This window comes from Advenella sp. S44 (assembly GCF_002810445.1).
Taxonomy (GTDB): Bacteria; Pseudomonadota; Gammaproteobacteria; order Burkholderiales; family Burkholderiaceae_B; genus Advenella.
Map to the genome: position 1 here is coordinate 459,422 of NZ_NEXS01000009.1, position 11,565 is coordinate 470,986.

Below are 11,565 nucleotides of genomic sequence, written 5' to 3' on the forward strand. Positions count from 1 at the left end.
CCATGTCACTTGCCTATCGCCTCTATCCGCTGATCCGCCCGATCCTGTTTTCCATGGATCCAGAACGGGCGCACGAACGTACCCTGGAGGGCTTAAACAGACTGCATCAATGGGGGTTGCTGAAAAAAGTGCTGGACGCAAAGCCCAGCGCGCCTGTGCGCCTGCTGGGACTTCAGTTGCCCAATCCGGTGGGCCTTGCTGCCGGCCTGGACAAGAATGGCGCCTATATTGATGCGCTGGGCCACATGGGTTTTGGTTTCATCGAAGTGGGCACCGTAACGCCCAAAGCGCAGCCCGGCAATCCCAAACCGCGCATGTTTCGGCTGCCCGAGGCCAATGCGCTGATCAACCGCCTTGGATTCAACAACAAGGGGCTGGATGCATTTCTGGCTAATGTGGCCGGCAGCGAATGGAAGAAGCGCGGCGGCATTCTCGGCCTGAATATCGGAAAGAATGCCGCCACACCCATTGAACAGGCCGCCAACGATTATCTATTGGGGCTTGCCGCCGTCTACCCGCACGCTGATTACGTCACAGTTAACATTTCTTCGCCCAACACCCAAAATTTACGCGCCCTGCAACAGGTAGACGAGCTGACCGGATTGCTGACGGCGCTGCGCGACAAGCGCAAGGAGCTGGCCGATAAACACGGGCGGGCCGTGCCGGTTGTGGTAAAAATCGCCCCCGATCTGGACGCCAACCAGATTGCCACGATTGCCGGCTTGTTGCCGCAATACGAAATTGATGGCGTGATTGCGACCAATACCACGCTGTCTCGCAAGGGCGTGAACGGGATATCGCATGCCAAGGAAAAAGGCGGCTTATCCGGCATGCCGGTCCATGAAGCGTCACTCAAGGTTATTCGCGGCTTGCGTCGAGATTTGAGCCCAGAATATCCGATCATCGGAGTTGGCGGCATTATGGAAGGCGCGCAAGCCGCCGAGAAAATCCAGGCAGGCGCCAATGCCATCCAGCTCTATACGGGTCTGATTTACCGGGGACCTGTACTGGTCGACGAATGTGTCAGGGCGATTACGCAAATCAGCCCGACTTCCACCAACGCATGACGGTGGCAGGCAGGGGCGCCCGACATTTGCGCGTTAACCTTCCGCGTATTAACGTGATCATCCACGTACTAACGGGACCATCCGCGCTAACCTGGCCACCTGCGCTCTGACGTGACCATCAGCTCAAAAACGTGACCATCCGCACACTGTCGATCAACGCAAAAAAATAGCCCTTCAAAACGAAAGGGCTATTTTTGTTTGCCCCGGACACCACCGAAGTGGGCCCCGGGATTGGCGCGGATCAGGCCTGACGACGGGCAGTTGAGCGGCTTGCTGTGGCAGCGGCTTTGGTCGCAGATTCTGTTGCCTTGATGGTTGCATTGGTTGCAGCAGAGATATTGGACTCGGCAACTTCAGCAGCCTGCTTGGCAGCCTTATTCATGGAATCATACGCAGTAGAGGCCGTTGCCAGCGAAGACTTCATGAGGGCGAAGGCGCTTTCTGAACCGGTAGGCGCATTTTTGGCCAGTTGGTCAATGGATTCAGAGAACTGCTGCTGACCTTCGGCAACTTGCGCTTCGGTCAATTTGATCAGTTCGTTGTTAACGCCGGAAAAGATGTCATAGACATGCTTGGAGTATGCGATGGCTTTTTCGGAATTGGGCTGGGCCAGAGAAGACACGTAAGCGGCGGCTTCCTGTGGATCTTTCAGTCCGGCCACTTGTTGGGATTGTTCGGCAACCTCGCCCAATGTCGCTTTAATGACTTTCAGGTTCAGGTCAACCAGCTTTTCAAAACCATTGAATAGAGAACCCTGAAACGCAACGGCGGCGTTCAGTGCAGATTTTTGACGGTTGATCAGTTGTTGTGGGATGGCGCTCATGATTGATATATCCTCGGTAGACAAATACAGTGTTAAGTTACGCAGAAACCCGTGACGTATGGCAACGGGCAACTGCCGAAAAACAGCTTGCTGCGTTGGCGGCAATGTCTTTTCACTCGCGGGGTTGTCATCCATCTTTTTATTGCATTGCACCAATTAAATTATACACGTCGTTTTCAGTGCGTCAAGTTATTTTTGTGCATCGCAACAAAAACAAAGCCCTTTGCTGTGCGAACGCGATAATTTATTGAATAATATAGGGGTTTGATGACTGCGCCATGACATAAACATGGCGCCTGGCGGACCAGCCACAAGCGCTGAAAGCGCTGACCCTGCCTTATTCGTAGCCCAACGCGGCAGAAATTTTTGCTGCAGTGCTCACCAGCATTTCCACCCATTCCTCCTGCAGGCGCTCTGCGGGTGCGGAAATGGACAGGCCGGCCACCAGCTTGCCCGAATCGTCGTAGATACCGGCAGAGATGCAGCGCACGCCCAGCTCAAGCTCTTCATTATCCCGTGCGTAGCCATGACGCCGGACAAAGCTCAAGTCTCGCTCAAGGCGGTCCAGGTCGGTCAGGCTATTGCGGGTATTGCCCGACAGGCCCGTGCGCATTGCATAGGCGCGAACATAACGGGCATCGGACGAGGCCAGAAAAAGTTTGCCGACAGAAGTCAGATGTAAGGGGGCTCGCCCACCAATGGCGCGCACCACCTGCATTCCTGAGCGCTCGCTCCAGGCACGGTCAATATAGACGATATCGTCGCCCTGCTGGATGGACAGGTTAACAGTCTGGCCGGTCAGATGGTGCAGGGTCTGCAAATGAACGTGCGCAACATCGCGCACATTGAGCCGGTCCTTGACCAGCGCCCCCAGCTCCAGGAGCCGAATACCCAATTGATACATGCCATTGTTGACGCGCTCGACATAGCGCCCTACTGCCAGATCGTTCAAAATACGATGAGCGGTTGACGCATGCAGCGCCGTGAGCGCCGCGATGTCCTTCAACGACACCGGATGTGGCTGGTCCGCCAGAACATCCAGCACTTTCATTGTACGTTCCAATACCTGGATACTGATGCCTGAAGCGACATCGGGCCTGTCGGAATCGGATACCGCTTGCGTGGTTAAAAGCCGGTTTGCCATAATGATAAGTGGTCAGAATATTGCAGTGCAATAAATTCTATATCATATTGTGAAAAATAGGAACCCGACAATGTCCTATTTATGCCAAAACATGACAAACTCGTGCTTTATGCGGGTTTATCCGGATGAAAACGGCCGCCTACGCGCAGTATTTCACCCTTCAGATAATCAAAGGCGACGCTGGCGGCGGGCTCTTCGCCTTTGACTCCCAGATCAATATAGGCGCCTGCGCCCTGCCCCATGGTGGGCAGGCTGAACGTGCTGATACCGGACCAGTGCGTTTCGATATGCTCCAGCGCTGGCGTGATCCGGGATTCGGGAACGCCATAAGCCAGTATATTGTGAGATACGAGCTGAGACAGGTTCTGGTAATCGGCATACCGGTTGTCCAGCGTCCATTCGACCATGGGCCACGCCATTTCGGGAAATCCCGGAACAAACGTATGGTCCTGAATGAAAAACCCTGGTATGCGGTTATAGGGATTGGGCACAATTTGGGCCCCGACAGGAAATACGCCCATTGCCAGGCGGCGCTGGTTCTCCGGTGAGCCTGGGTCATGGGTGCCCCGACCTTCCAGCGCCAGTTGCGCAAAGCGTTCCGTGATGAGTTTTTCGGCTTCCGGGTGCAGCGCCAGCGGCACGCCCAGCGCCTGAGCGACCGCCGTACGGGTTTTGTCGTCGGGGGTAGCGCCAATGCCACCACTGGAAAAAACAATATCGCCGGAGGCGAAACTACGCTTATAGGCTGCGATCAACGTTTCCAGATCATCAGGAAGAAATTCGGCGCGCGATAACTGCATCCCACGCGCTGCAAGCAGCGAAATGATTTTGGACAAATGCTTGTCCTGGCGACGGCCGGACAGGATCTCGTCTCCCACAATTATCAAACTTATTTTACGTGCTGCCTTATCGTTCATAGTACTCATCCTGTTGTTGACCCGTCTGCGGATGACGCTATTCTAACGCTAAAGGTTGGACTGTGCTGGCAATCGCAGCGGGGCATTCCCACGCAGTTGCCAGAGCGCAAACAGCCCGTGATGAGCATAAACCAGCGAGGTGAACACGGGCAGTAAAATCCAGGTCAGCGGAATCAGATTGATCATCGCGCAGATCGTGCCGATCAGCCATCCGCCGCTACGCTGGCGGCCAATGACTAGCGCCCGCTCCTGTTGCGTTGCATGTTCAACCAGCGCGTCAAAGCGCAACATATGGGTAAACGCGTATGCCCACCAGAAAACGTGCAGCACAATGGCAACCGGCGGTATCAGCCAAAACGGCAGGGTCAACACCCAGCCCACAATAAATACTGCCATTACCTTGGTCGAATTTATCATGCTTGAAATAAATACCTGACTGCCACGACGCTGCAGTTCCGGGTAATCGGTGCGGGCCACATGACCGACGACCATGGGCATGACCAGAACGGCAGCAATCAGCAGACCGATGCTGCTGCCAACGGTGACCATAATGACAAACATCGCAATATGAACCAGATAAACCGTCACGGAAAATAATCCAACAGCAGCGATCCAGCTTTCCATCTCGGTCATGAACGTCGATTGCGTGATGAATACATCCAGCCAGTCGGACAAGGGTTCCCACAAAAATCGGGCAAAGAACAGCATGGCGATCAGGGCGGCGGCAAAAGGCAGCAGCAGTGCCAGTAACATACGCGGCTGCATCTGGGAGACTATCGCCCGACCGAAAGCCCGGCCAACGCCCTCGTACGGTGACGGAATACTGTCTGATTGCTGCCCGAATGGTGTACTATTTTGCATGACTTGCCTTTTGCGCTACGGCGTAAATGGTTTCAGATCCAACCGCGACCTATTTGCAGATTCATTATGTTCGTACAAAACCCCGGCCAGCATGTGCCCCAGTTGCTTCAGGCGCTGGACAATCCCAACACCTGGCTTGTTGCGTGCTATTGCGCTGCCTGGTGCGATACTTGCGGCGATTATCGCGGCGCGTTCCAGGCCTTGAGTGAACGCTACCCGCAGCACCTGTTCCTATGGGTTGACGTTGAAGACCATCCTGAATTGCTGGATGATCTTGATGTAGAGAATTTTCCCACCCTACTTATCCAGACTGGCGGGCAAACCCGATTTTTCGGCACGATGCTTCCCTACATCAGTCATCTGGAACGCATGCTGCAAGCCGTGCAAGAAGAACCCGACAGCAGCGCCCCTGGGCCGACCGACCTGCGTGTGCTACTGGCCGCTTTGGTCTGAGACCTCATTGCCTCAGCGCCGGTTCCATCCACATGGGCAACAAACCAGGCTTTTAGCTCCATGCATGGCCTTTCGCTGGACGATACCGCCAGCAACTTGCGAACCATGATCTGATCGGGCATGTGGGAGTGGCAGGCCGCAGTTTCAAGAGGCTGAACGCGGCCGAACCGTTAGTTTTCCGTATTGGGACGACCACCCAGCAAGACCGCCAGCATGGGTTTGGGCCCGTGCCCGTCAGAGCGGTGGGTAGACGCGGGCTCGGGCTCTGCCTTGCGCTTGGCCGGCTCGTAGGGGCGGAAGAAAAAATCGTCTATCGGCGTCGCCCGGGTGGCGGGGAAAGTTTTCTTGTATCGTTCAGGTTTGCCGGTGGCGGTACGGGCAGGATGATGTCCGCGCGCCGTAAAAATGCTTGGGATGGACAAAACGCCGCGTGGTACCGGCGTTTTGATGAGCTTTTCGATATCCTCGAGCAGACGCTCTTCCGTTTGCGTATAAAAGGCGATGGCCTCGCCCTTTGCGCCGGCCCTGCCCGTTCTGCCGATACGATGCACGTAGTCTTCGGCGTTATAGGGCAAATCCATATTAATCACGCAGGGCAATCCAGCCACGTCAAGCCCGCGGGCGGCAACGTCGGTTGCCACCAGGACAGCGATGTCGCCGGACTTGAATCCTTCAAGCGCCTTGATGCGCTCGGCCTGCGAACGGTCACCATGAATGGATTCGGCGTTGATGCCCTCACTGACCAGTTCCCTGGCCACCCGGCTGGCACCGATCTTGGTGTTGACAAAAACAATGACCTGGCTCAGATTACGCGACTTCAATGTATACAGTACGGCTGCTTTCTTTTCATTGGGCGCTACCGGATAAGCGATCTGGGTAACCGTTTCGGCCGTGGCATTGCTTGGCGCCACGTTGATTTCCACCGGATTGTTCAAAAAGCTGCGCGCCAGCTTGCGAATATCATTGCTGAATGTTGCCGAAAACAGCAGGCTTTGCCGGGGTTTGGGCAACAGCCGGACGATCCGCTCCAGATCGGGCAGAAATCCCATATCGAGCATACGATCGGCTTCATCAAGCACCAGCACACTGACCTGGCTCAGATTGACATTTTTCTGCTCAATGTGATCCAGCAACCGCCCCGGTGTGGCGATCAGCAACTCGCAGCCCTTGCGCAACTGGTCGCGCTGGGCGTTCATGTCCACTCCGCCAAAAACAACAGCCACGCGCAATGGAGAACTGTGGCTGTAGCGTTTTACACTCTCGGCAACCTGATCGGCCAGTTCCCGCGTGGGGGCCAGGATCAGCGCACGTACCGGGTGGCGGGCAGGCGACATACTGCTATTGGACATGGGCATCAGTCGGTGCAACAGCGGCAGCGTAAAGGCCGCTGTCTTGCCGGTGCCCGTCTGGGCAGCGCCCATGATATCGCGACCATCCATGATAAGCGGCATCGCCTGTTCCTGGATGGGCGTGGGCTTGGTATAGCCGCTGGCCATCACCGCCTTCAGCAGGTCGGGATGCAGGCCAACCTCGGTAAAAGATTCGAAGGCAGGCGTTTTGCCGGAAGTAGTCGTATTGGCGTCGGTCATTAAGTGTATGTGAAGGGAACTGAAAATTGCGGCAGGCCGCGAAAACGTCATTTTACTCTACTCGTGTGCCCATCTACGCCCATTGGCTCGTCAAGTGGGGAGAAAGCCTCAGAAAAACCAGCGTAAAAACCACAGAACGACCATTCCCACCGCGATCATGAAAAGTATATTGCGCACCCGCAAAAAAGCCAGCGCGGCTACCACGGCGGCAAAAAACTCGGCACCCACCTGGGGCCATTGCCCTGTTGCCCATGGCAACAGGCTGGGGACAATAATGGCGGTCAAGGCCGCCACCGGCGCATAGCGCAAGCCGCGGCTGACGGTCTTGCTCAAAGGGAAATACTGGCCCAGCATGAGATAGCCGGCCCGCGTCAGCAAGCTGCCGATACCCAGTAGCACAATGACAAGTGCAATGTACGTGTCGCTCATGCGCGCACGCTCCGGGTCATGGCCTTTTCCGACAGCATGCCGGCAGCAATGCCGGCCACAATGGCAATAAATAAGCCCATGCGCAGCGGCAGCGCCTGGCCCAGCCAGGCCACCACGCCCGCGACCGCTACCGTAACCAGCATGGGACGGCCCTTGATCAGCGGGATAACCACCGCCATCAGCGTCAGCACACCAGCAAACTCCAGCGACCACTCGCGCGGCACGCGATCACCGATCAATACACCAGCCAGGGTGCTTAACTGCCAGGCCATAGCAATCGCGGTTCCCATGGACAGGTAGGTCCATACATAAACGGTGCGCCGCTTCTGGCGAACATGACGAAACAGGCTGACAAAGACGACATAGTTGATATCCGTCAGCAGATACCCAAGCACCAGTCGCTTGAAATGGGAATAACGCTCGAAAAAGGGATAAAGCGTAGCACCAAATATGACAAACCGGATATTGACAATAAATCCGGCCAGAAACACCATCCATACCGGCGCGCCTGCCGCCATCAGGGGCAGTGCCGTAAGCTGGGCCGAGCCGGCATATACCCACAATGACATGATCATGGACTGCCAAAAGGACAAACCATAATTGACCATGGCCACGCCGGACACAAACCCCCAGGCGGACAACGCCAGCAGGTGAGGCGCCACCGCCCGCATCCCCAATTGGGCGGCCTGTCGACGCGCCAGGCGGTGCGCCTGGCTGGCAGCAGGCAAAACCCGCGCCAAAACGATAAACGGGGAAAACAAAATAGATCCTTGTGCTGTACAATACACTGGGTAGCGGCGCATGAACGCAGGGCAAGATCATCCCATTGCGCCTGCCCCAAGGCAGAAATATAATACGTTAGCACGTAACCGGCCAGACCAAGTGACGCTGTACGGCAACACTTCGGCCGTTTCGCACCAAACCCGCGCGTTATTCGCACAATGCACAACGCGCGCAACATGTCTTTCCGCTTTTTTAGGAAGTAACTGATGTCTGCACAAGTACAACCGGCGCCCGTCGAGGTGTCCGCCAGCGATTTGCCTGTCTATTGTCCTGGCCCGAACGCGCCCACCTGGAGTTTGCATCCACGCGTGTTTCTTGAGGTCAGCAAGACCGGCTCGGCAACCTGCCCCTATTGCGGCACCGTATACCGGCTCAAAGAAGGCGAGAAAGTGCATGGGCACTAAAAGCACGGCTGCCCCCAAGCGCGCAGTGTTCGCCAGCCCCGACGAAGTCGAACAGGCCTTCTATGAAGCGTTGCGCCTGGGGGATGTCATGCGCGTCATGAACACCTGGGCCGACGACGAAGAAACCGTCTGCATTCACCCGGGCGGTGAGCGCCTGACCGGCACTAGTGCCATCCAGGCCTCCTGGCAGGAGCTTCTCAATAGCGGCCCGGTCCACATTTATGCCCACCACCCCGTTGTGATTACCTATGGCATGACCGTCATACATATCCTGATTGAGGAAGTGCAGGCCAATACCCCACGCGGCAATCGTGAACTGCTGTTCTATGCAACCAATGTTTACCACAAGGGCCGCACCGGCTGGCATCTGGTTCATCATCACGCGGCGCCCGCCCCATCGGATATTCTGCTTTCGGAAATGCACGATATCCCAAATTTGCTGCATTAATCCCGGTTGTTGGCCCGCCCGACGATCGCCTGCAAGCCCTGCCTCTGTGCGTTGGACTATGCAAGAATCGTGGCCCCTACGCCACCCCTGACGCAACCAGCCGACATTTATCCTGAACCTGACAAAACCGAATCACCGGACTTGCTGTGACTGCCCGACTCATTCTTGACCCATGCCCTTCGCCTGCCTGGCAATGCGAAGGCCATTTGCAGACCATTGCCGCGATGAAATGGGGTCGACGGGTGCCGCAGCAGTTTGTCCGACAGCGGCTGGACACGCCCGATGACGATTTCGTGGACATTGACTGGGCCGGTCAGCAAAGCCATACTCATTGCGAATTTGACGGCCCAGCCCTGGTCATTTTCCACGGACTGGAAGGCAGCAGCCAAAGTCACTATGCGCAGGCGATCGGCGCGCATTTTGTTGAACGTGGCTGGATGGTCGCCGTTGCCCATTTTCGCGGCTGCTCGGGCGAGCCAAACCGGCTGGCCCGCTCTTATTTTTCCGGCGACTCGCAAGATGTGGGATTTATCCTGGAGCAGGTTCGCAGCCAGTTGCCACAGGCGCGCTGGCATGCGGCGGGCGTATCTCTGGGGGGCAACGCCCTGCTCAAGTACATCGGAGAACAAGGCCGACAACTGTCATGGCTCAATGGCGTGGCGGGCATCTCGGTACCCGTAGATCTGGTTGCCACCGGCATGCAGTTGCAAACCAGCCTGGTCGGGCGCTATTTATATACCCCGCACTTTCTGGCTTCGATGCGCCATAAACTGCGGCAGAAAGCCGGTGCCTTCCCGGGAGCGGTCAACTGGCGCAAAGCGTTGCAGGCACGCACCCTGTTGCAGTTTGACGATGCCTATACTGGTCCGGTGCATGGATTTCGCAGTGGACTGGATTACTGGGCGCGCTGTTCAAGCAAATATTTTCTGCAAGCCATACAGGTACCCACCTTGCTACTGATTGCGCGCAACGATCCCTTTATTCCCGAAGCCAGTCTGCCGGGCCCCGATCAGGCCAGTGATCATGTTGTGCTGCATTATCCGTACACCGGTGGACATGCCGGCTTTGCCAGCGGCGCCGGGCGTGGCGAACTGACCTGGCTGCCGCGTCGGCTCGAGCGGTTTTTCACGCTGAACCAATAACTTCACACCACCTTTAGTTGCTGCTGCGCAAGACGCATTTCGCGCATCTGCCTGCCGGTTTTCTGGCGCCCCTTGGCAGACAGGCGCATCATCGTCGCCAAGGCGAATAACAGACCAAAGGCCTCCACCATCGCTGCCGGGATCCACATGGTCAGCCCGCCGATGCTCTGATCAGTCACTGCCGACATGGGCAACGCGCGTCCGCAAAGATCGAACAGCGGATAAATGTCTGTCGTGGTAAACGTAATGACGGCCCCCACGATCATTTGCGGCAACATCGTAATAATTGGCGAGAGAATACGCGCCCCCGGCGACAGCACGGCTGGCGAGCCCGAGGCAATGGTCCACTGAAAGAAGCGGCCGAGCCTTGTTTTGGCGGTCAAGACAGGCGCAACGTACGGGCGACGATCCAGAATCAGGTTCCAGTACATAAATCCACTGAACACAACAGACCAGTTCATGAGCCGATACAGGCGCCAGTCGAGCATGGAATAAAACTGAATGGTTGGCAGCAGCCAGAACAGCACCAGGAAAACAAACAGGACCGGCACCAGTATTTTGTTGGTGAGCAGCCCGGTAATGAATCTTCCCGAAAAACTGCGACGATAGTCGCGCAGCCAGACACGGGCACGCATGGGAAGACCGGCGCGCATCACCTGTCCGGGATACGCTCCCATAATAAGCAACGGTCCCAGATGGTGCAGCACCAGATGCTGGATGCGGTGAACGAAAAACATGCGTTCGGCGTAATAATCAACGTGGGTGTGCAGCGACAGATACAGAATCACGAAGCCGGTCCAGAACAGGAGCTTGCGCGCCAGCGTGACGCGATGCACTCGCGTGCCGCGCACAAACAGCCAGCCGGCAAGGATAAACAGGGCAATCAGCGTGGGAGAAAACTCCCAGGGCCGAAGCCAGTGCATCAAGTCCAGATCCATTGAATAAAACCTCTTGAAGATATCTGCGCCGTATCACAAACGGCATTAAGGCGACTAGCAGGTCATTTGCTGGCAGATCACGTGCGCCACGACCATGGACAGGGTAAACATGGACACCATGCCGGCAATAAGCAAATTGAGCAGCGCTACGAGCCCTGGCGGCACCCCTGAAGGTTTGCGCCTTACCTGATTAACATTATAAAGCGCATCAAATTTTTCATCCGAAGTCAGGCAGTAAAACGCCGATTCGATAAAGCCTGCCCAAAGCGGAACGAACAGGAAGAAAAACGGTATGGAATCCCACCAGACAGCCTGGGTGAACGACAAGGCCAGCATGATCAGACTGTACAAGGTAATGACAGGCGCAATGGGGCGCTTTAGATACCACCCCTGCAGACCCAGCACACCCAAAAAACAGGCAAGCAACCCGGCGACGGCCTTGGAACGAAAATGGTTTGCAGGCCTGGCCCGCCACAACTGATTCAGCATTTCTGATTCAACATTTGAACTATGTCAGGCACTGTGCCAACTTTGGAGGCTATATTGTACGACACACAGGCGCACAGG

The 11,565-nt window shown here is 56.2% G+C and carries 14 protein-coding genes; 5 read left to right on the forward strand and 9 right to left on the reverse strand.

Features of this window, described 5'->3' with window-relative positions; translation table 11 throughout:
* Positions 1-2: 2 nt before the first annotated feature.
* Entirely contained in the window at positions 3-1,067 is a 1,065-nt protein-coding gene (locus tag CAP48_RS15940) for a quinone-dependent dihydroorotate dehydrogenase (RefSeq protein WP_100698441.1), read from the forward strand.
* Positions 1,068-1,308: 241 nt separating this feature from the next.
* Here CAP48_RS15940 and phaP read toward each other — a convergent pair whose 3' ends face one another.
* The 4 genes from phaP to CAP48_RS15960 form a co-directional block, all read right to left on the reverse strand.
* Positions 1,309-1,890, reverse strand: a complete 582-nt coding sequence (phaP, locus tag CAP48_RS15945) for a TIGR01841 family phasin (protein WP_100698701.1) — start codon at positions 1,888-1,890, stop codon at positions 1,309-1,311.
* A gap of 337 nt (positions 1,891-2,227) precedes the next feature.
* Positions 2,228-3,034: an IclR family transcriptional regulator gene (locus CAP48_RS15950; RefSeq protein WP_100698443.1), complete on the reverse strand. Its 807-nt coding sequence runs from the start codon at positions 3,032-3,034 to the stop codon at positions 2,228-2,230.
* A gap of 107 nt (positions 3,035-3,141) precedes the next feature.
* Positions 3,142-3,951, reverse strand: coding sequence for a molybdopterin-binding protein (locus CAP48_RS15955; protein WP_100698445.1), 810 nt, complete (start codon positions 3,949-3,951; stop codon positions 3,142-3,144).
* Positions 3,952-3,999: 48 nt separating this feature from the next.
* Positions 4,000-4,812, reverse strand: a complete 813-nt coding sequence (locus CAP48_RS15960) for an EI24 domain-containing protein (RefSeq protein ID WP_100698447.1) — start codon at positions 4,810-4,812, stop codon at positions 4,000-4,002.
* A gap of 66 nt (positions 4,813-4,878) precedes the next feature.
* Here CAP48_RS15960 and CAP48_RS15965 point away from each other — a divergent pair, with 66 nt between their 5' ends.
* A complete protein-coding gene (locus tag CAP48_RS15965; RefSeq protein WP_100698449.1) occupies positions 4,879-5,265 on the forward strand; it encodes a thioredoxin family protein in 387 nt (128 codons plus the stop codon).
* 170 nt (positions 5,266-5,435) lie between these two features.
* Here CAP48_RS15965 and CAP48_RS15970 read toward each other — a convergent pair whose 3' ends face one another.
* From CAP48_RS15970 to CAP48_RS15980, 3 genes are all read right to left on the reverse strand, one after another.
* A complete protein-coding gene (locus CAP48_RS15970; protein WP_100698451.1) occupies positions 5,436-6,854 on the reverse strand; it encodes a DEAD/DEAH box helicase in 1,419 nt (472 codons plus the stop codon).
* Between the two features lie 108 nt (positions 6,855-6,962).
* The gene (locus tag CAP48_RS15975; RefSeq protein WP_100698453.1) at positions 6,963-7,283 is read right to left on the reverse strand and encodes an AzlD domain-containing protein; all 321 of its coding nucleotides are present in this window, start codon (positions 7,281-7,283) and stop codon (positions 6,963-6,965) included.
* On the reverse strand, positions 7,280-8,044 hold the full coding sequence (locus CAP48_RS15980; RefSeq protein WP_100698455.1) for an AzlC family ABC transporter permease: 765 nt from the start codon (positions 8,042-8,044) through the stop codon (positions 7,280-7,282). Before CAP48_RS15980 ends, CAP48_RS15975 begins: the two co-directional genes overlap by 4 nt.
* Positions 8,045-8,272: 228 nt before the next feature.
* Between CAP48_RS15980 and CAP48_RS15985 the strand changes: the two genes are divergently transcribed.
* The 3 genes from CAP48_RS15985 (at position 8,273) to CAP48_RS15995 (ending at position 10,060) form a co-directional block, all read left to right on the forward strand.
* Complete coding sequence (locus tag CAP48_RS15985) at positions 8,273-8,470, forward strand: zinc-finger domain-containing protein (RefSeq protein ID WP_100698457.1); 198 nt, start codon at positions 8,273-8,275, stop codon at positions 8,468-8,470.
* On the forward strand, positions 8,460-8,918 hold the full coding sequence (locus tag CAP48_RS15990; protein WP_242444521.1) for a nuclear transport factor 2 family protein: 459 nt from the start codon (positions 8,460-8,462) through the stop codon (positions 8,916-8,918). Before CAP48_RS15985 ends, CAP48_RS15990 begins: the two co-directional genes overlap by 11 nt.
* Positions 8,919-9,064: 146 nt before the next feature.
* Positions 9,065-10,060, forward strand: coding sequence for a YheT family hydrolase (locus tag CAP48_RS15995; protein WP_242444522.1), 996 nt, complete (start codon positions 9,065-9,067; stop codon positions 10,058-10,060).
* Positions 10,061-10,062: 2 nt separating this feature from the next.
* Here CAP48_RS15995 and CAP48_RS16000 read toward each other — a convergent pair whose 3' ends face one another.
* Together CAP48_RS16000 and CAP48_RS16005 are read right to left on the reverse strand one after the other, a co-directional pair.
* Positions 10,063-10,998: a cytochrome c oxidase assembly protein gene (locus CAP48_RS16000; protein ID WP_369806362.1), complete on the reverse strand. Its 936-nt coding sequence runs from the start codon at positions 10,996-10,998 to the stop codon at positions 10,063-10,065.
* Between the two features lie 54 nt (positions 10,999-11,052).
* Positions 11,053-11,487, reverse strand: coding sequence for a hypothetical protein (locus tag CAP48_RS16005; protein ID WP_100698461.1), 435 nt, complete (start codon positions 11,485-11,487; stop codon positions 11,053-11,055).
* Positions 11,488-11,565: the final 78 nt, after the last annotated feature.

Coding starts and splice junctions, on each gene's coding strand:
- CAP48_RS15940 (WP_100698441.1), top strand. CDS start 3: ATGTCACTTGCCTATCGCCTCTATCCGCTGATCCGCCCGATCCTGTTT.
- phaP (WP_100698701.1), bottom strand. CDS start 1,890: ATGAGCGCCATCCCACAACAACTGATCAACCGTCAAAAATCTGCACTG.
- CAP48_RS15950 (WP_100698443.1), bottom strand. CDS start 3,034: ATGGCAAACCGGCTTTTAACCACGCAAGCGGTATCCGATTCCGACAGG.
- CAP48_RS15955 (WP_100698445.1), bottom strand. CDS start 3,951: ATGAACGATAAGGCAGCACGTAAAATAAGTTTGATAATTGTGGGAGAC.
- CAP48_RS15960 (WP_100698447.1), bottom strand. CDS start 4,812: ATGCAAAATAGTACACCATTCGGGCAGCAATCAGACAGTATTCCGTCA.
- CAP48_RS15965 (WP_100698449.1), top strand. CDS start 4,879: ATGTTCGTACAAAACCCCGGCCAGCATGTGCCCCAGTTGCTTCAGGCG.
- CAP48_RS15970 (WP_100698451.1), bottom strand. CDS start 6,854: ATGACCGACGCCAATACGACTACTTCCGGCAAAACGCCTGCCTTCGAA.
- CAP48_RS15975 (WP_100698453.1), bottom strand. CDS start 7,283: ATGAGCGACACGTACATTGCACTTGTCATTGTGCTACTGGGTATCGGC.
- CAP48_RS15985 (WP_100698457.1), top strand. CDS start 8,273: ATGTCTGCACAAGTACAACCGGCGCCCGTCGAGGTGTCCGCCAGCGAT.
- CAP48_RS15990 (WP_242444521.1), top strand. CDS start 8,460: ATGGGCACTAAAAGCACGGCTGCCCCCAAGCGCGCAGTGTTCGCCAGC.
- CAP48_RS16000 (WP_369806362.1), bottom strand. CDS start 10,998: ATGGATCTGGACTTGATGCACTGGCTTCGGCCCTGGGAGTTTTCTCCC.
- CAP48_RS16005 (WP_100698461.1), bottom strand. CDS start 11,487: ATGCTGAATCAGTTGTGGCGGGCCAGGCCTGCAAACCATTTTCGTTCC.